The sequence below is a fragment of the Microbacterium galbum genome, assembly GCF_032464915.1.
In the GTDB taxonomy this organism is placed as follows: Bacteria; Actinomycetota; Actinomycetes; order Actinomycetales; family Microbacteriaceae; genus Microbacterium; species Microbacterium galbum.
This window is the reverse complement of record NZ_JAWDIS010000002.1, coordinates 370,728-386,612: the sequence shown is the minus strand read 5'-3', so window position 1 is coordinate 386,612 and position 15,885 is coordinate 370,728. Positions and strand designations below refer to the sequence as shown.

Here is a 15,885-nt window from a genome sequence, read left to right as displayed (position 1 = left end):
CCGCTGATTCCGGCGGCCCCCCGCGTCCGACGGAAGGACCCCTCATGAGCGACGCTTCGATCGACCCGACCCCCGACGCGACCATGCCGGCCGCGGACGTGGGAACCGCGGGTGTGCAGCCCCTGCGCGACGGCGACACGTCCATCGAGCCGGATCCCGCGCTCGACCCGGCGCAGGCGGAGTGGGACGCCACCACCGCTCTCGACGAGGGCGCCGATCCCGACGACATCAACCCGGCCACCGCGACCGGCGCCGACCCTGCCGAGATCCCGGCAGACGACAGTGACATCCCCCTCGAGGACATCCACCCCGAGTCCACCGGTACCGACTCGCAGGGCGAGGACCCGGGCGTCGTCGAACTGGGCGAAGAGGGTCAGGGCGATCTCGCTCCGGAAGACCTCTGACGCACTCCCGACGCCCCGGTCACCGCTCCCGGTGGTCGGGGCGTCGTCGTGCGCGTGGGCCCCTCTCCTGCCGGGCCGCCTACGCATGGTCGCGGGCGTCCGCGACCCCGCGTCGCAGCGCGCGTGAGGGCGTGGCCGACCGACGCACGAGGTCGTGAGGGTCGTCCGCGAGCTCGTCGAGACCGGCGTCGTCCCTCCGTCGCAGCGGCAGCGCGTCGTCGGCGTCGAGACGCATCGGGGCGAGAGCCTCACTCCTCGGTGCGGAAACCCGACGCCTTGTGGGTTCCGTCGCAGAGCGGCTTGATGGTCGACAGTCCGCAGCGGCACAGGGCGACGGTGCGGCGGGTACGGGGCACCTCCGCCCCCTCGCTGGTCAGGAGGTGGGCGTCACCGCGGACGAGGAGGGGACCGTCGGGGTAGGCCGTGATCGTGACGCGGTCGTCGGTCATCGTTCGTCCTCCGTGCGCAGCGACGACGCACCCCGCGACCACGCGTCCAGCATGTGTCGGCCGACGCGGTCGTCGACCTCGAGGCACGCGGCCGCGCCGAACAGGATGTCGGGGAGCAGGTCGGGCCGGTCCTCGGCCAAGGCGCCGGCGAGGTCGCGTCCGGCGATCTGCTCGTGCACGGCGTCGGCCTCGACGTGCTCGTCGAAGTACCCGCACACATCGTCGCCGAAGCCGAGCCGGCGCAGCCCCTCGGAATAGAGACGGTTGGGGATCGAGGAGGTCATCTCGAACGCGGCGAGGTGACCGACGATCGCGCCGAGCAAGCGGCGGTTGAGTCCGAACATCGACATCGTGTTGTGCGACGCGAGGGTGACGGCGGGAACGTCATCGACATAGGCGCCGTACGCGTCGGTGAGTCCGGCGCCGCGGACCGCCCGTGCGAACAGGGTCGCGTGAACGCGGTCGGGGCGACCGGCGCCGTACTCGTCGGACTGGATCTCGACGAGGGCGGCCTTGGGGCGGCCGGTCAGGCGGGGGATGGCCCAGGAATGGGGGTCGGCCTCGCGCAGCGTGTACACCGTGCGGTGCACGAGGAACTCGTGCGCCTGCTCGAGCGTGGCCTTGCGCGCCAGGTGACGCGAGAGGCTGGGGCCGCCCTCGGCGCCGGTCAGGGCGAAGAGGTCGCGGGCCACGGCATCCGCGGTGGGCGCGGGTGGTTGCGGGACGGCGATGCTCTCGCGCAGCGAGGCCTCGAAGGCCGTCTCGATGACGCGTCGGGTGGCGACGAGCGCGGGATCCCACTCGAGCTCGGCACGAAACGCCGCGATCGATCCGTACGACGAGGCGTACAGCGCGAAGAGCGCGAGCTGGAGATCGTCGTCGCACGCGATGTCGGCGGTCGTGGAGACCGCCGCGTCGGCGAGTGCCGTGTGCCCGGTGGCGACACCGTCCACGAGGTGACGCAGAACCGCGGCGCTCACGGGTCCGCGGGCGTCGAACGGCACCAGCCGGGCCTCGACGTCGTCGACGGGCGCAGCGGGCGGGGGCGAGGACAGAGTCGGCGGCACCCAGGCACTGTGCGTCAGGGAGCGGCGGTTGTTCGAGACCCTTGACAAGCGGAGGCGCCCGGGCGAGGGAGCGGGTGGATGGGACCGCTCCCTCGCTCGGTGGTGATCACTGCTCGATGGGCTGCGGCGTGCTCTCGTGCGCTTCGATCACGCCCTCGCCGTCGTCGGTCGACACGGCGATGCGCCGCGGCTTCGCCTTCTCGCTGACGGGGATCGTGACCGAGAGCACGCCGTTGCGGTAGGCGGCGCTGATGCGCTCGGTGTCGATGCCCTGCCCGAGGTTGAGCTGTCGGACGAAGGATGCCGTCTCGCGTTCGCGGGTGATCCACTTCACGCCCTCGCCCGAACCGAGGGTGCGCTCGGCGCGGATCGTCAGCAGCTGGCCGTCGACGTCGATGTCGACCGACCCGGGGTCGACACCGGGCAGGTCGGCCGCGAGGACGTAGTGATCGCCGTCGCGGTACAGGTCCATCGGCATCCGGCGCGGACCACCGCCGCGGCGGGCGTCGAGGAGCGTCGACGCGAGGCGGTCGAGGTCGCGGAAGGGGTCGTAGGTGGCCATGGTCGTTCTCCTTTTCGATCAGTCCGGACGTGGCATCCGGGGCTCCAGAAGTTGAGTCATGCTCGCTCAACTCGGCAGAAGATTAGCACTCTCGGGTCGAGAGTGCCAAGAGGTCGGGCGCGCGATTGTGGCCCGCGTCGACCGCGCCCGCAACCCCCGTGCCGGACCCCTGCGAGGAAGCGTTTCGTGGCCGTCGATGCCGAGCCCCCCGGTCGGCGTCCCGACGACGAGGAGAGACATGTACTTCCACCGACAAGAACTCCAGCACAGCGCCACCCCCGACAAGCCCGACGCCGTCTACGCCCGCAAGCTCCAGGAGGTGCTCGGCGGCCAGTACGGCGAGATCTCGGTCGCGATGCAGTACCAGTTCCAGGCGTGGAACATGCACATGCCCGGCAAGTACCGCGACCTCGTGTTCGGTATCGGTGCCGAAGAGATGGGTCACGTCGAGATGCTCGCGATCATGATCGCGCAGCTGCTGGAGAAGTCGCCGCTCGGCATCACCGAGGAGGCCGTGCAGGACGACCCGACCGTCGCCGCCGTGATCGGCGGCACCGACATCCAGCACGGGATCGTCGCGGGCGCTGGTGCCCGCCCCGTCGACGCGAACGGCAACCCGTGGCAGGGCAGCTTCATCACCGCGAGCGGCAATCTGCTCGCCGACTTCACCGCCAACGCGAACGCCGAGATGCAGGGGCGCGTCCAGGTCGCGCGGCTGTATCACCAGACCGATGACCACGGCGTGAAGGACCTGCTCGCGTTCCTCCTCGCCCGCGACACGATGCACCAGAACCAGTGGGCCGCCGCGGCCGCCGAGCTGCAGGCCGAGGGCTACGAGCAGATGCCCGTGCCGAGCAACTTCCCCCTCGACAAGGAGGATCGCGACGTGTCGTACCAATACATCAACTTCAGCAACGGTGCGCAGGCCGGTGACGGCACCTGGGCCTCGGGGCCGACGCCCGACGGCAAGGGCGAGTTCACCTACCTCCCCGAGCCCCCCGCGGGCGTGCCGATGCCCCCGCCCACCAAGCCCGACGTGCGGTTCTACGGCACGACCGAGCTGCCGAACACGGTCGAGAAGCTCGCCGGGCGCGCGCAGGACGCGCTGCACAAGGAATGAACGGGATGGATGCCGCGGCGCCGGGGCCCTCGACGGTCTCGGCGCCGCGGAGCGGAGCGAGCTTTCCCGCGATGCGCGCGGCCAAGGTGCCGCGGTCGATCGTGGCGGGGCCGTACGGGCACCCGTTCCATCCGGTCGCGGTGACCGTGCCGATCGGGGCGTGGTCGTCGAGCCTCGTTTTCGACCTGCTGGCTCTCGCCGCCGACGATCCCCGGGCGTTCGCGAAGGGCTCGCGCTGGCTCATCGCGATCGGTCTCGGCGGGGCAGTGGGGGCGTCGGTGCTCGGCCTGCTCGACATGTCGCGCATTCCGCGCGGAACGCCGGCTCGGCGGACGGCCGTCGCTCATCTGGTGATCAACGTCACCGCGATGGCGCTGTTCTCGACCAGCCTCGTCGTGCGGGCGTTGGATCTCGCGCGGGTCCCGGTCGTGGCCTTCGGGCTCAGCGTCATGGCCTCCGCCGGGCTGAGCGTCTCGGGCTGGCTCGGCGGAAAGCTCGCCTACCGCTGGGGCGTGCGGGTCGCCGACGAGAACACCCAGCGCGAGGGCTTCGAGACGGCCGCCTGACCGATCGGTCCTCTCGACCGCGGGGGCTTCGACAGGCTCAGCCTCCTGTGGCGGGAGGTCCGTGAGCCTGTCGAAGGGACCGGAGGCTTCGACGGGCTCAGCCTCCCGTGGAAGAACGCGGGCGCCGCAGCGGCACGCGCGCCCAGCCGCCGCTCACCGCGCCGGGGTCGTGCTGCGCCTCCAGCACCGCGCCGCTGGTCGGTGTCGCGGGCCGGCGGCGCAGGCCGAGCGCGTGCTGCAGCGCGCGGATGAAGCGGTCGTAGACGCGCGGCGCGAGGAACTGCAGCGGACGGGTGACGAACTGCGCGGCCCCCACGCCCACCTCGTGCCGGCGTCCGCGCGTCACACGCACGATGGCGCGGGCCACGCGGTCGGCGGCGACCACCGGCGGGAGCGGGAAGGCGGTGCGCCCGGTGTAGTTCGCTGCGCGCTGGTAGATCGGGGTGTCGATGCTGGCCGGCAGCACGACCTTCACCCGGATGCCGCGGTGCGCGAGCATCTCCTGCCGCAGCGAGCGCGCGAAGCCGAGCAGACCGTGCTTCGCGGCGACGTACGACGAGACGTAGGGCCCGGCCACCTGCGAGTAGAGCGAGCCGACGAAGACGATCGTGCCGCCCCCGCCCGCGCGCAAGTACGGCAGCACGGCGCGGGCGGCGCGCATGTGTCCGAGGAGGTTCGTCTCGATCACCCGATCGCGCACCTCGTCGGGGGTGTCCTCGACCGAACCGTAGGAGAAGACCGACGCCGACCCCACCCACACGTCGATCCGTCCGAAGCGGGCGACCGTGGCATCCGCCGCCCGTGCCGGTCCGTCGGGGGTGGCGAGGTCGATCGAGAGGGTGAGCACCTCGGCCCCGCGGCGGCGGCATTCCTCGGCGGCCGCGGCGAGGGCGATCTCGTCGCGCGCGACGAGCGCGAGCCGGGCACCCCGGCGGGCGAAGCGCAGGGCCGCCGCCCGTCCGATTCCGCGCGAACCGCCGGTGACGACGACGACCTGACCCATGCTGTCCCCTCCGCGTGAGGCCTCGGCGGCTCCTCGCGGGGCGACGCTAAGCGGCGGGACCGGGCACCCCGAGGGGGTTGACGCCGGCCCGACGCGCTAACAGCGCCTCGGCGCACCCGCAACCCCGTGTGCGGTCCGCCCGTCCCCGCACGAGGGTGTGCGACATGTCGAAAGAACACGCAGGACCCGGGCGCACGCCCGACGGGGTAAGAGAGGTCGCCGACGGCGTGCTGATGATCACGCGCGCCCTCACCAACAGCTACCTCATCGCCACCGATGACGGCCTGATCCTCGTCGACACGGGATTGCCACGGTCGTGGCCGTACCTCGTCGCCGCCCTGGCCGCGCATCGCTCCGGTCCCGACGACTTGGTGTCGGTCGCCCTCACACACGGCCACTTCGACCACGTCGGCACCGTCGACCGCCTGCAGCGCGAACACCACGTCCCGATCCACGTGCACGAAGCCGACGTGCCGCTCGTGCGGCATCCCTACCGCTACGACCGCGAGGCGTCTCGCGCCCTGTATCCGCTCCGTCACCCCGGAGGCATCCCGGCTCTCGCGAAGATGGCCCGAGCCGGGGCACTCTCCGTCCGCGGTGCGGCCGCGCTCGGCGACATCCGCCCGGGCGAGCCGCTGCTGGGCGGCCTCGTCCCGATCGCGACCCCGGGTCATACCTACGGTCACACAGCGTTTCACCTCCCCGACCGCGACCTGCTGTTCACCGGCGACGCCCTAGTCACCCTCGACCCGTACACCGGGCGGGCGGGGCCGCAGATCGTCGCCCGCGCGGCGACCGCCGACAGCACCGCGGCGCTCGCGGTGCTCGGCGCCCTCGCCGAGACCCGGGCCGGCACGATGCTCCCGGGCCACGGCGACCCGTGGACGGCCGGGGCCGAACACGCGGTGCGGGACGCGCACGCCACCGGGGCCCACTGATCGCCCCGAGCCCCCCCACATGGCCTTTCGTGCGGCCGGTGTCGCCCCGCGGGACGACCTCGCGCGCTCGTCATCGCGCGGTGCCGCGAACGCGCCTCGCCACGGTAGCGTCGTCGAGGTGACGGATGCCGCGGCGAAGCCACCCCTCGTGCGGGCGCTGTGGGGCGCCACTCACCCCGGGCCGACGCTCGTGGTCACGGCCCTGTCGCTCGCGCTGGGCATCGCGGCCGGAGTGGAGCCCGCGCGTCTCGTGCTGCTGGTCGTGGCCGTGTTCGCCGGGCAGGTCTCGGTCGGATTGTCCAACGACGCGATCGACGGCGCCCGCGACGCGGCGGTCGGCCGCACCGACAAGCCCATCGCCGGGGGAGCGGTCACCCCGGAGCGCGCGCTCGCGGTGGCCGTGGCAGCCCTCGTTGTCGCGGTCGCGCTGTCGGTACCGCTCGGGCCGGGGCTGCTCGCCGCACACGCGATCGCCCTCGCCTCGGCGTGGGCCTACAACGCCGGGCTCAAGTCCACGCCGTTCTCGATCGTCCCGTTCCTGCTGAGCTTCGGGCTCTTCCCCTCGTTCGCGACGCTGTCGCAGTCCGACCCGGGCCTCGCCGCCCCGTGGGCCTCCCTCGCCGGCGCCGCCCTCGGCGCCGCCGTGCACCTCACCAACGTCGTCCGCGACCTCGACGACGATCGCCGCACGGGGGTGCGCGGCCTGCCGCACCGTCTCGGCGCGCGCGCCTCGGTCGTGCTCGCCGCGTTCGGGATCGTCGTCGGCGCGGTCGCGGTGCTCCTCGGCACGGATGCCACCCCGGTCGGCGTCATCTTCTTCGTCGCCGTGCTGGTGGTCGCGCTCGCCGCCGCGGTGCTGGTGTTCGTGCGGACACCGGGGCGGGCGGTGTTCCAGCTCACGATGCTCGCCGCTCTGCTGCTCGCCGCCCAGCTCGTCGCGACCTGAGCGACCTTCCGTCGCTCCGGGACAGATGGCCCGGTGACGTGCTCACGCTGCGCCCGTGACGCGCGCGCCCCGCGGATTGGCGACCACCGCGAGCGGATGTGAAGCTGGCGGGATGACCCCTGTAGCCAAGATCACGGTCAGCCTCGCTTCGCTCGCGCTCCTCGCGGGGATGACGGCGTGCGCCCCGACTCCCGCGCCCACCGTCACCCCGGCGAGCACTCCCGAGGCTGAGTACCCGCTTCCCACGGCCACTCCGCCGATCACCGAACTGCCCGCCTGGGCGCGTAGCGACGACCAGCTGTGGATCGTCTACCCCGACGGCTTCGAGTGCTCCGGCACGGAGGGCTGCCCGAATGACTTCGTGGCGGCGTTCGGCGAGCCCGCCGATCCGCTGCCCGAGGGCGTCGCGTACTACGACGCCGAATGCATGGACGGCCGCTACGTTCAGCCGCTCGAGCAGTCGCCCTACATGACGGAGGGCAACACGATGCGCCTCGACGGCCCCGTTGTGAGCGCGCCGGACGTGCCGCCGGTCACCTGCAGCTGACGCTCGCGCATCCGAAGGCCTCGGCTCCTTTTCGGGTTGCGGGGCCTTCGTCGTCCACGGACGAGGCGGCGGTCGGACACGACGATGTCGCCCGCGGAGAAGAGGGATGGCCGGGTGGTGATTCCGTCGGAGACGGTGTCGGCACTGCCGGCGGTGGGGATGCCGAGCGGGTGCAGCTCACGCACGCCCGCCGCGACGCCGCGCGTCAGCCCCGCGCCGCCCGGTCGAACCGCATCGCGTACGCCCGAGTGAACACGGCGCCGCCCGGCCCGCGCAGCACGGTGCGCAGCGCGGCCGTTCGTGCCGCGTGCGCGGGGGCGCCGGCCGCGCGCCCGAGCAGCGTGTTCAGGAAGGCGAGACGCGCCGCGTGCCGCGCCGAGGCCAGGCGGTCGCGCTCCCACCGAGCGAGATCCGTGTCGTCCCCGCGCCGTACCCACGGTTCCAACAGGGGCGCGAGCGTCAGCGCGTCGAGCAGGCCGAGGTTCATCCCCTGACCGCCGATCGGGCTGACCTCGTGCGCCGCGTCACCCACCACGACCACGCGTCCGCGCCGCAGGGCCGGCGCCACCGCCCGCCGCACCCCGAACGTCGACGCGCCCGTGATCTCGAGCGCCGTCCCGGTGCGGGCGGCGACGGCGTCGCGGAGGAAGCCGTCGGCATCCGTCACCTCCCCACGGCCCGCCCACGCGACGAGTCGGCGCCGCCCGCCCGGCAGGGGGAACGACTCGACCACCCCCTCGCGCTCGAGGTGGACGCGGGCGACGGGCCCCCCGGATGCCACGACGTCGGCCATGACGTATGTATCGGGGTAGTGGTGCGTGCGCACGGCCCCCGGGCGATACACGAGGTCTCGCCCCGACCACCCGGTGGCGACGACGACGACTCCCGCGCGGATCTCGTCCCCGTCGTCGAGCTGCGCGCGGACGCCGTCGCCCTCCTGGCTCAGCGTCACCACGCCCGCACCCCGCCGCACCGGTGGGGCGAGCGCGGTGAGCACCTCGATCGTGTCGGACTGCGGCAGCGCCGCCACGTACGGATGCCGAGCCCGCAGGCGATCGAACCGGATCCCGGCCAGCAGCCGGCCGTCGGCGCGGGCCTCTCCCCGCGAGATGCGCACGGCGCGTTGCCGGATCCCGTCCGTCGCCCCTGAGGCCTCGAGCAGTTCGAGGGCGGGCGAATGGATGCCGATGGCTCGCGTGCCCGCACCGGGATCGGCGCGTCGCTCGACGACCTCCACGGCGACGCCACGGGTGCGCAGATCGGCGGCGAGGGCGAGGCCGACCGGTCCCGCGCCCACGACGAGCACCTCAGTCACGCGCGCGCCCTCTCGCCGTGGCGAGCACCCGGAACGGCGCCGGTGTCTCGACGACCCAGGGCGTGCCCAGGGCGGCGGCCAGTTCTGCGGGGCGGTAGCTCCGGCGAATCGAGCGCAGCCCGTCCACGCGCAGGAAGGTGCCGACCGAGAGTGGCGCGATGCCCACCGCGTACAGGCCGTAGGCGAGGCGCCCGCGCGCGATGTCGGCGTGCAGCACCGCACCGCGCGAGAGGGCGAGGCTGTCGTCGGCGAAGGCCGCGAGCGACGCGTCGTCGAGATGGTGCAGCACGTGGTTCGACAGCACGAGGTCGAACGTCTCTCCGGACTCGATGAGCTCGCGGGAGCCCTGCGACACGAAGTGCACACCGGGACGCTCCCGCAGCCGCGCGGCCTCGTGCGCGCGCGGATCGGGATCGGCGCCCACCCACTCGACCGAGAGGCCGTCGCGGGACGCCAGCGACGCGAGGCGCACGACGACGTCGCCGCCGCCCGAACCGAGGTCGAGCACGCGCGCGGGACGACCGAGCGCGATCAGCTCGGGACGCACGTGCGTGCGGTACACCCGCCCCCACGCCGAGACGAGGCGGTTCACGACGTCGAACCGGCGATAGGTGGCCGCCAACGCTCGCGGGTCGCATTCGGGGTCGTCCATCAGCTCCCGCAGCGCGGTGTCGCGCCGCGCGAGGCCGGTGAACGCGCTCACGCCGATGCGCGGCGCACGGTGATGGTCGCCGCCTCCACGGTGAGGCCCGGCCCGAAGGCCATCGCGGCGACTCGATCGCCATCGCGCAGGGCGGCATCGGCGAGCAGGTCGCGCAGGATGAACAGCAGCGTGGCGCTGGACATGTTGCCGTGCCGGCGCAGCACGTCCCGCGAGGGCGCCAGGGCGGCGGCATCCAGGTCGAGGGCGTTCTCGACGCGGTCCAGGATGCTGCGTCCGCCCGGATGCACCGCCCACGCGTCGACGTCGGAGAGGTCGCCGAGCACATCGGCGGCGATCGCGGAGATCTCACGGCCGATGATGCGCGGGACCTCGGGCGTCAGCGTCATCTCGAAGCCCGAGTCGCCGACGGTCCACGCCATGTCCTTCTCACCGTCGTCGGTGACGTGGGTGGCGAAGCCGTCGAGGTCGAGTCCGTCGCGCGAGGCATCCCCGGATGCCACGACCGCGGCGCCCGCGCCGTCGGCGAACACCGAGGCGGCGACGATCTGGTCGGGGTGCGACGAGGTCTGCCAGTGCAGCGAGCACAGCTCGGTGCAGGCCACGAGCACGACCGCGGCGGGGTCGTTCCCGACGATCCGCGCCGCGAGGCGCAGCGCCGGGATCGCGGCCGCGCAGCCGATGAAGCCCAGGTGGTACCGCTCGACGGTGGGCGAGAGTCCGAGGTCGCGCACGAGGTGGTAATCGGGCCCGGGGGCGAACATCCCCGTGCACGAGACGGTGACGACGTGCGTCACGGCATCCGTGTCGTATCCGGACCCGTCGATCGCGGCGCGCGAGGCCGCGGCGAAGAGCCCCGGGGCGGTGCGGCGGTATTCGTCGTTGCGGGCCCCCGTCGGCGGCATGAGCAGGGTGTCGCCGTCGCGCACGGGGAGGCCGTCTCCGGCGGCACCCGCGAGCTGCGGCAGCACGACGTGACGGGTGTCGATCGCGGCGGCGTCGAAGGCGGCCCCGACCAGGCGCTGGGCCTTGCGGTCGAAGCCCGGCTGCGCGGCGAAGAGGTCGCGCAGCGTCGACTGGGTGACGCGGGTGTCGGGCAGGGCCGTGCCGATCGACACGATTCGGGCGGTCATGCCTCACTGTAGACACGCTTCGCGGGCCCCGGCGCGGGGATGGTGCGGGTGTCGCACGGCGTCTATGGTGCGGGCAGGTCGGTGAGACCCGCGTGCCGTCGGGGTCAGGCCGCGATCGCGTCGCGCAGCAGCAGTCCGGCGATGGCGCCCCGGTACTCGTCGATCATGCGGCGGCGGTCCAATCGTCCGCGGGCCGCGAGAGCGGCCCCGCGCAGGGCCGGACGCAGGGCGAGGGCGTCGCCCCACGCCTCGGCGATGGCGGCGACGTCGCGCGCGGTGACGAGACCGAACCCCTCCACCATGCGCGCGGCGTCGCCGACGTCGGTCGTCACGGGTACGGCCCCGGAGGCCGCGCCCTCGACCAGGCAAAGCGGAGACGCCTCGCCGAAGGCGCTCGTGAGGGCCACGACGTCGGCGATGCGGTACAGCTCGGGCATGTCCTCGCGCAGGCCCAACGCGTGCAGGGCGACCTCGACACCGACCCCGCTCTCGGCGCGCAGCGCGCGGAACGCGGGGTTGTCGGCCGTCATCCCGGAGCCGCACATGAGGTAGTGCGTGGCGGGCGCGCGGCGCGCGTGCGCGGCGACGGCGCGGAGGAAGAGCCCCGGATCCTTCATCGCGTCGAAGCGAGCGGCCAGCAGCACCACGGGTGCCGACTCCGGGATGCCGAGGGCCGAGCGGATGCGACGGCGCTCCGCCCGCGTGCCCGGGCGGAAGCGGCGTGTGTCGATGCCGTTGTCGATGACCCACGCCTCGTGCGCCGCCACCCCGGCCCGCGCATAGGCGTCGGAGGTCGACAGGGCGCACGAGATGGTGGCCGTCACGGCGCCGGAGGCGGCGGCATCCGTCAGCCATCCCAGGGCGGGGCCCGAGTGTGTCGGGTCGGACCGGTGCAGGCACGCCGCGACGGGGACGTCGGGGAGCAGACCTGCCCGGTCCAGCGCGACGACGAGGCTCAGCGGCTGCTCCTTCAGCGAGAGCACGACGTCGGCGTCGGAGAAGAGAGCGGCGGCGTGGTCGAGCTCGGCCGCGGTGTAATCCTCCGGGGCGATCGGGCGGTCGCCGGCGATGCGGTCGAACGCCGTGATCTCCACGCCCGCCTCGCGAAGGCGCCGGTAGCGCGTGTCATCGCGCGCGAGCTGCAGCGACGCGTCGCGGCGCGCGGACGCGGTGAGCGAGAGCACCCGGTGCTCCTGCGAGCCGTCGCGCGCGAGTCCCGCGACGACGTCGGAATGCAGGATGCGGGCTCCACCGGCGAAGAAGCCCTCGTAGAGGGAGAGCACACGGATGGATCGCGTCATCGGGGTCTCGTTTCAGCCGGGGAGAGGCACCGCGGATGCGGTCGTCCCATGCTGAGGCGTGGACCCCGTGGGCTGGGTTACGCCCGGGAGACCATCGTGTGAACGCCCGGACACGAGCCGACGCGCCGGCCCCCGGGGGAGGGACCGACGCGTCGGGTGAAGGGGCGGTGGGTCAGGCGCGGGGCGCGACCACCATCGCCTCGCCGGCGTCGCGTGTGCGCGACCAAGGCCAGCGCGGCGCCGTGCGCTCGCGCGGTTCGTCGGTCGATCGCGGCACGATGCCGTTGCCCATGGCGGTCGACATGGCGATGCTCCACACCGAGCCCGCCTTCTGTCCGCTCTGCTGTCCGTAGATCATGATGTGCTCCTCACTCCCGTCTCCCGACGGGATGCCCCGTCTCCCGACGGGCGTCTCGACCTCCGTCATAACCCGACGCGGGTCGCGGCGGTGCCCGCTTGACAACGGTGACATGATGCGCATCCCGGCGGCGCCGCCGGCCGCGGGGTGGAGCGAGCCCGGTGCCCCACCCCGCGGTGTCCTCACGCGCCGCGAACGGTCTCTCCGGCATCCTGCGCGCGGTCCCGCACGGTGGAGACCGCGTCGGCGGAGTCGTCCTTGACGTGCTGCACCGCTTCGGCGGCACGATCCTTGACGGCGTCGACGGCCTCGCCCGCGGGTTCCTTCAGGTCGGCGACGATGTCGTGCGCGACGTCCTTCGCCTCGTCGATCAGCGGAGCCGCCTTGTCCTTCGCCTTCGCGGCCGCGTCGCGTTCGGCGCGCGAGGGCGGGATGAGCGAGGCGAGCACGAGGCCCGCGCCGAAGGCGACGAGCCCGACGGCGAGCGGGTTCCCCTTCACCGCGTGGCCCGCGTCGTGCGCGGCGTCCCCCGCCCGGTGGGCGAGGCCGGATGCCGTGCTCCCGGCATCGTCGGCGACCCCCATCACGCGATCGCGGACGCTGCGGACGGCGCCGTGCAGCTTGCTCTTCTGCCGATCGACGATCTTCGAGGGCGTCACCTTGTCGGCGAGGGCATCGACGTCGGAGCCCAGGTCGGCACGGGTGCGCTCGATCTCGGCGCGGATGGCTTCCGGTGAATCGGTCATCGGTTCTCCTCATTCCTTGCGAATGCTTCCGGTATCTCCTGAAGGGTGGCCGCGGTCTGCGGCATCCCTTCCACGGTCTTGAGGCGGCTCCGGCCGATGGCGAAGAGGATCCCCGCGACCACCGCCCAGATCACGGCCACCACCACGGCCGACCAGGCGTGCCCGATCAGCAGCGCGAGCGCCTCCCAGAGCGCGATCGAGAGGAAGAGCACGACCATGCCGGCCGCGTATCCCGCGCCACCGAGCAGCCCGGCGCCCTTCGCCGACTTCGTCGCCGACTCCTTCACCTCGGCCTTGGCGAGAGCCAGTTCCTGCCGCATGAGCGTCGACATGTCGCGAGTGACCTCGCCGACGAGTTCGCCCAGCGACGTCGTCGCAGCCTTCTGCTCAGAGGGTGTCGGGTCGGTCATCAGAACCTCCCTCACGTGCGCCGTCGAGGCGTGCCGCCGACTCGGTGTACAGCGGCGGGTCGTCGACGTCGGCCGTCAGGCCCGTGCCGTCGCCGACAGGCTCGGTCGGCCGCGTGCCGTCCACGACCGGGACGATGGGCGTCGCGTCGACGACGCCGACCGGGGGGACGTTCCCCTCGAGCCTGTCCGCGCCGTCGTCGCTGGCCCGGACCGCGGCGTCCGCATCCGCATAGCGCGGACCGCCGAGCGTCGCGGGAGCGGACGCACCCGAGTCGTCCGACGCGGCTCCGGCGGCGATCGCGCGACTGAGCCGGCCGACCACGACCCCCGCGATGGCCGCGACGGCGATGAAGGTGCCGGGGCGACGACGTGCGAACGCGGTGACGTCTTTCACGAGCTGCTGAGGGTCGCGATCCGCGAGCCACGAGCCCACGGTCGACGCGTGCTCCGCTGCGCGGCGCACCACCTCACCCGCGATCCCGCCGCCCTCGTCGGCGTCGGCCATGCGGGTGAAATCCTCGCCCAGGGAGCCAAGCCCGTCCGCGAGGCGTTTCTGCTGGGTCGCGGCCTGGTCCGACAGCTCACGGCCCGACTGCGACACGAGGTCGCCGATGCGCGCCTTTGCCTCGCCGGCGACGGCGGCCGCTTCGTGGGCGCCGGACTGCGCGACCTCCTGGGCGGCGTGCCCCGCCGTCTTCGCGGTCGCCGATGCCTCCTGCGCGGCGGCTCCCGCCTTCGCGGCGGTGCCCGAGTCCTCGTCCTGAGACGTGGTGAATTGCGACATGTTCGCTCCTTCCGTGGCGTTGGGGTGTCCGGTCTAGGTCCGGAACCACCGCTGCGGCTCGGGCCTTGCCCCGGTGCGGATGGCGTGCAACGCGCGAGGCGGCCGGTTCGCTTCGGAAAGCGTCCGATGGACGGACCCGCCCGACGGCCGGTCGCAACGGTCGTGCGCGCCGCCGCGGAATGAGTACGATCATGGGTCGTGCAGTCATCCGAAGCCCCGCTGTCGCCCCTCCCCGGGTCGGCGCTCGGGCGTGCCCTTCTCGCCTACGGTGAGGCGCGGCGCACCGCCGCCGCCGAGGCTCGCCGCGCCCTGTCGCTGAACGAGCTCGATGCCCGGGCGCTCCTGTTCATCGGCGACAACCCCGGAGCGCGCCCCTCGCACGTGCGCGACCATCTCGGCATCACCTCGGCCGGGGTCACCACCCTCATCGACCGTCTCGTCCAGCGGGGAGCGGTCAAACGGGATCTGGACGCCGAGGACCGCCGCGTGAACCACATCACGGCCATCGTCGATCTGGATGCCCCGCCGTGGTCGGAGCTGCGGGCGTTCGACGCGGCGATCGAGGATGCCGTCACCCGCATGGACCCGGCCTTGGCCGACCGCGTGGCCGGGGTCATCGACGAGCTCGTCGCGCACGCGCGACGCTGACGGCGGGGTGCGACGCGGGCATCCGGTCACGCGTCCGGCTGCCGCTAGTTCGCGACGTCGCCTCGGGACTCCGCCCACCGAGCGTCGGTGACGGACGGCACGCGACGCGCCGAGTCGGACTACTCGGCGGCCGCGAGGAAGGCTTCCGAGCGGGCCTGGAGGAACGAGCACAGCGCGGCCAGGGTCGCGAGTTCTCCCGCGAGGGCCATCACGCGGCCGGCCGGCAGGGGAGCGGCGTCTTCGCGCGGTTCGAAGGTGACCGACCAGTCGGTGGCGCCCTGCTCGGAGCCGGGGGCGACGTAGAAGGTGGTCGATACGCTGCGCAGCTGGGCGGCGATCAGTCCGGCATCCCCGCCGTCGTCGTTGTCCTGCGGGATGACGCGGAGGATGTCCGCGTCGTCGTAGCCGAGGGCGCGGAAATCGTCGATCCACGACTGCAGCGTGGTCACTGTGCGAAACGGCATCGGGTCCCCTCGACTGGCGGGGCGCCGAACGGGCGCCGCACCCATTATGACGGCGGCCGGACGCACGGAGGGGGAATGACGGTGATCGCATCGACGGCACCGGGATCGACGACGAGGGGGAGGGAGACCATCGGACGTTCCAGCGCGAAGTCACGAGCTCCGCGCCGGAACGCCTCCGACCACCGCGCCGGGGAGCGGGAGCGGTCGGGTCGCTGCATCGAGATGCCGCCTGCGAATGCTCGCCGCGGTTCGGCGACGGGTCAATGTGCGCCGCGCGATGCTGCGCTTCGCGGCTGTTCACTCGCGTCCCGCGGCCGACGACGCCGAAATGCGCATTTTCCGCATTTTGATGGATACGGTGAATGCGGATGGGGGGTCATCCGCGCCGACCGTCGCCGGTCGGGTGCGTCATCGTCGATCTGTGCATTGCGGCGCGTGAGAGCGTTCCCATACCGGCGGGCGT

21 protein-coding genes are annotated in these 15,885 nt (G+C 73.1%); 7 read left to right on the top strand and 14 right to left on the bottom strand.

The annotated features are described in order from the left end of the window. Positions 1 to 44 precede the first annotated feature (44 nt). Positions 45 to 404 (top strand): sugar ABC transporter ATPase, encoded by a 360-nt coding sequence (locus RWH45_RS11000; protein ID WP_315994938.1) that lies wholly within the window; start codon positions 45 to 47, stop codon positions 402 to 404. Positions 405 to 483: 79 nt separating this feature from the next. Here RWH45_RS11000 and RWH45_RS10995 read toward each other — a convergent pair whose 3' ends face one another. The 4 genes from RWH45_RS10995 to RWH45_RS10980 form a co-directional block, all read right to left on the bottom strand. After that, entirely contained in the window at positions 484 to 639 is a 156-nt protein-coding gene (locus RWH45_RS10995; protein WP_315994937.1) for a hypothetical protein, read from the bottom strand. Positions 640 to 652: 13 nt separating this feature from the next. Next, positions 653 to 853: a CDGSH iron-sulfur domain-containing protein gene (locus RWH45_RS10990; protein ID WP_315994936.1), complete on the bottom strand. Its 201-nt coding sequence runs from the start codon at positions 851 to 853 to the stop codon at positions 653 to 655. After that, the gene (locus RWH45_RS10985; RefSeq protein WP_437127336.1) at positions 850 to 1,920 is read right to left on the bottom strand and encodes an iron-containing redox enzyme family protein; all 1,071 of its coding nucleotides are present in this window, start codon (positions 1,918 to 1,920) and stop codon (positions 850 to 852) included. The genes RWH45_RS10990 and RWH45_RS10985 overlap by 4 nt, the downstream gene beginning before the upstream one ends. A 106-nt stretch (positions 1,921 to 2,026) precedes the next feature. Continuing rightward, positions 2,027 to 2,482, bottom strand: a complete 456-nt coding sequence (locus RWH45_RS10980) for an Hsp20/alpha crystallin family protein (protein WP_315994935.1) — start codon at positions 2,480 to 2,482, stop codon at positions 2,027 to 2,029. A gap of 238 nt (positions 2,483 to 2,720) precedes the next feature. Between RWH45_RS10980 and RWH45_RS10975 the strand changes: the two genes are divergently transcribed. Both RWH45_RS10975 and RWH45_RS10970 read left to right on the top strand, forming a co-directional pair. Then, positions 2,721 to 3,602, top strand: coding sequence for a manganese catalase (locus RWH45_RS10975; protein WP_315994934.1), 882 nt, complete (start codon positions 2,721 to 2,723; stop codon positions 3,600 to 3,602). A 5-nt stretch (positions 3,603 to 3,607) separates the two neighbouring features. Beyond that, complete coding sequence (locus RWH45_RS10970; RefSeq protein ID WP_315994933.1) at positions 3,608 to 4,168, top strand: DUF2231 domain-containing protein; 561 nt, start codon at positions 3,608 to 3,610, stop codon at positions 4,166 to 4,168. Between the two features lie 97 nt (positions 4,169 to 4,265). Here RWH45_RS10970 and RWH45_RS10965 read toward each other — a convergent pair whose 3' ends face one another. Beyond that, complete coding sequence (locus RWH45_RS10965) at positions 4,266 to 5,171, bottom strand: SDR family NAD(P)-dependent oxidoreductase (RefSeq protein ID WP_315994932.1); 906 nt, start codon at positions 5,169 to 5,171, stop codon at positions 4,266 to 4,268. Positions 5,172 to 5,335: 164 nt separating this feature from the next. On the opposite strand from RWH45_RS10965, the gene RWH45_RS10960 reads away from it, so the two are divergent. The 3 genes from RWH45_RS10960 (at position 5,336) to RWH45_RS10950 (ending at position 7,602) form a co-directional block, all read left to right on the top strand. Further along, positions 5,336 to 6,109: an MBL fold metallo-hydrolase gene (locus RWH45_RS10960; RefSeq protein ID WP_315994931.1), complete on the top strand. Its 774-nt coding sequence runs from the start codon at positions 5,336 to 5,338 to the stop codon at positions 6,107 to 6,109. Between the two features lie 19 nt (positions 6,110 to 6,128). Continuing rightward, positions 6,129 to 7,055 (top strand): UbiA family prenyltransferase, encoded by a 927-nt coding sequence (locus tag RWH45_RS10955; RefSeq protein ID WP_315994930.1) that lies wholly within the window; start codon positions 6,129 to 6,131, stop codon positions 7,053 to 7,055. 112 nt (positions 7,056 to 7,167) lie between these two features. Next, positions 7,168 to 7,602 (top strand): hypothetical protein, encoded by a 435-nt coding sequence (locus RWH45_RS10950; protein WP_315994929.1) that lies wholly within the window; start codon positions 7,168 to 7,170, stop codon positions 7,600 to 7,602. A 205-nt stretch (positions 7,603 to 7,807) separates the two neighbouring features. Here the strand turns inward: RWH45_RS10950 and RWH45_RS10945 are convergent, their stop codons facing one another. The 8 genes from RWH45_RS10945 to RWH45_RS10910 all read right to left on the bottom strand — a co-directional run bounded on the left by RWH45_RS10945 (position 7,808) and on the right by RWH45_RS10910 (position 14,310). Further along, on the bottom strand, positions 7,808 to 8,917 hold the full coding sequence (locus RWH45_RS10945; protein WP_315994928.1) for an FAD-dependent oxidoreductase: 1,110 nt from the start codon (positions 8,915 to 8,917) through the stop codon (positions 7,808 to 7,810). After that, positions 8,910 to 9,569: a methyltransferase domain-containing protein gene (locus tag RWH45_RS10940; protein WP_437127342.1), complete on the bottom strand. Its 660-nt coding sequence runs from the start codon at positions 9,567 to 9,569 to the stop codon at positions 8,910 to 8,912. Before RWH45_RS10940 ends, RWH45_RS10945 begins: the two co-directional genes overlap by 8 nt. Positions 9,570 to 9,616: 47 nt before the next feature. After that, positions 9,617 to 10,711 (bottom strand): type III polyketide synthase, encoded by a 1,095-nt coding sequence (locus RWH45_RS10935; protein WP_315994926.1) that lies wholly within the window; start codon positions 10,709 to 10,711, stop codon positions 9,617 to 9,619. A gap of 104 nt (positions 10,712 to 10,815) precedes the next feature. After that, positions 10,816 to 12,012 carry a glycosyltransferase gene (locus RWH45_RS10930; protein ID WP_315994925.1) on the bottom strand — a complete coding sequence of 399 codons (1,197 nt, stop codon included), beginning with the start codon at positions 12,010 to 12,012 and terminating at the stop codon, positions 10,816 to 10,818. 172 nt (positions 12,013 to 12,184) lie between these two features. Beyond that, the gene (locus tag RWH45_RS10925) at positions 12,185 to 12,370 is read right to left on the bottom strand and encodes a hypothetical protein (protein ID WP_315994924.1); all 186 of its coding nucleotides are present in this window, start codon (positions 12,368 to 12,370) and stop codon (positions 12,185 to 12,187) included. Between the two features lie 182 nt (positions 12,371 to 12,552). After that, positions 12,553 to 13,116 (bottom strand): DUF3618 domain-containing protein, encoded by a 564-nt coding sequence (locus RWH45_RS10920; protein ID WP_315994923.1) that lies wholly within the window; start codon positions 13,114 to 13,116, stop codon positions 12,553 to 12,555. Then, positions 13,113 to 13,526: a phage holin family protein gene (locus RWH45_RS10915; protein ID WP_315994922.1), complete on the bottom strand. Its 414-nt coding sequence runs from the start codon at positions 13,524 to 13,526 to the stop codon at positions 13,113 to 13,115. The genes RWH45_RS10920 and RWH45_RS10915 overlap by 4 nt, the downstream gene beginning before the upstream one ends. Then, positions 13,504 to 14,310 carry a hypothetical protein gene (locus RWH45_RS10910; protein WP_315994921.1) on the bottom strand — a complete coding sequence of 269 codons (807 nt, stop codon included), beginning with the start codon at positions 14,308 to 14,310 and terminating at the stop codon, positions 13,504 to 13,506. The genes RWH45_RS10915 and RWH45_RS10910 overlap by 23 nt, the downstream gene beginning before the upstream one ends. Positions 14,311 to 14,508: 198 nt before the next feature. Between RWH45_RS10910 and RWH45_RS10905 the strand changes: the two genes are divergently transcribed. Continuing rightward, the gene (locus RWH45_RS10905; RefSeq protein ID WP_315994920.1) at positions 14,509 to 14,958 is read left to right on the top strand and encodes a MarR family winged helix-turn-helix transcriptional regulator; all 450 of its coding nucleotides are present in this window, start codon (positions 14,509 to 14,511) and stop codon (positions 14,956 to 14,958) included. 119 nt (positions 14,959 to 15,077) lie between these two features. Here RWH45_RS10905 and RWH45_RS10900 read toward each other — a convergent pair whose 3' ends face one another. Next, positions 15,078 to 15,422 carry a hypothetical protein gene (locus RWH45_RS10900; protein WP_315994919.1) on the bottom strand — a complete coding sequence of 115 codons (345 nt, stop codon included), beginning with the start codon at positions 15,420 to 15,422 and terminating at the stop codon, positions 15,078 to 15,080. Between the last annotated feature and the right edge of the window lie 463 nt (positions 15,423 to 15,885).

What these genes read in the sequence shown, in the direction of transcription:
- RWH45_RS11000 (WP_315994938.1), top strand. Translation starts at nt 45, where the DNA reads ATGAGCGACGCTTCGATCGACCCGACCCCCGACGCGACCATGCCGGCC.
- RWH45_RS10995 (WP_315994937.1), bottom strand. Translation starts at nt 639, where the DNA reads ATGCGTCTCGACGCCGACGACGCGCTGCCGCTGCGACGGAGGGACGAC.
- RWH45_RS10990 (WP_315994936.1), bottom strand. Translation starts at nt 853, where the DNA reads ATGACCGACGACCGCGTCACGATCACGGCCTACCCCGACGGTCCCCTC.
- RWH45_RS10980 (WP_315994935.1), bottom strand. Translation starts at nt 2,482, where the DNA reads ATGGCCACCTACGACCCCTTCCGCGACCTCGACCGCCTCGCGTCGACG.
- RWH45_RS10975 (WP_315994934.1), top strand. Translation starts at nt 2,721, where the DNA reads ATGTACTTCCACCGACAAGAACTCCAGCACAGCGCCACCCCCGACAAG.
- RWH45_RS10970 (WP_315994933.1), top strand. Translation starts at nt 3,608, where the DNA reads ATGGATGCCGCGGCGCCGGGGCCCTCGACGGTCTCGGCGCCGCGGAGC.
- RWH45_RS10965 (WP_315994932.1), bottom strand. Translation starts at nt 5,171, where the DNA reads ATGGGTCAGGTCGTCGTCGTCACCGGCGGTTCGCGCGGAATCGGACGG.
- RWH45_RS10960 (WP_315994931.1), top strand. Translation starts at nt 5,336, where the DNA reads ATGTCGAAAGAACACGCAGGACCCGGGCGCACGCCCGACGGGGTAAGA.
- RWH45_RS10955 (WP_315994930.1), top strand. Translation starts at nt 6,129, where the DNA reads ATGGCCTTTCGTGCGGCCGGTGTCGCCCCGCGGGACGACCTCGCGCGC.
- RWH45_RS10950 (WP_315994929.1), top strand. Translation starts at nt 7,168, where the DNA reads ATGACCCCTGTAGCCAAGATCACGGTCAGCCTCGCTTCGCTCGCGCTC.
- RWH45_RS10940 (WP_437127342.1), bottom strand. Translation starts at nt 9,569, where the DNA reads ATGGACGACCCCGAATGCGACCCGCGAGCGTTGGCGGCCACCTATCGC.
- RWH45_RS10935 (WP_315994926.1), bottom strand. Translation starts at nt 10,711, where the DNA reads ATGACCGCCCGAATCGTGTCGATCGGCACGGCCCTGCCCGACACCCGC.
- RWH45_RS10930 (WP_315994925.1), bottom strand. Translation starts at nt 12,012, where the DNA reads ATGACGCGATCCATCCGTGTGCTCTCCCTCTACGAGGGCTTCTTCGCC.
- RWH45_RS10925 (WP_315994924.1), bottom strand. Translation starts at nt 12,370, where the DNA reads ATGATCTACGGACAGCAGAGCGGACAGAAGGCGGGCTCGGTGTGGAGC.
- RWH45_RS10920 (WP_315994923.1), bottom strand. Translation starts at nt 13,116, where the DNA reads ATGACCGATTCACCGGAAGCCATCCGCGCCGAGATCGAGCGCACCCGT.
- RWH45_RS10915 (WP_315994922.1), bottom strand. Translation starts at nt 13,526, where the DNA reads ATGACCGACCCGACACCCTCTGAGCAGAAGGCTGCGACGACGTCGCTG.
- RWH45_RS10910 (WP_315994921.1), bottom strand. Translation starts at nt 14,310, where the DNA reads ATGTCGCAATTCACCACGTCTCAGGACGAGGACTCGGGCACCGCCGCG.
- RWH45_RS10900 (WP_315994919.1), bottom strand. Translation starts at nt 15,422, where the DNA reads ATGCCGTTTCGCACAGTGACCACGCTGCAGTCGTGGATCGACGATTTC.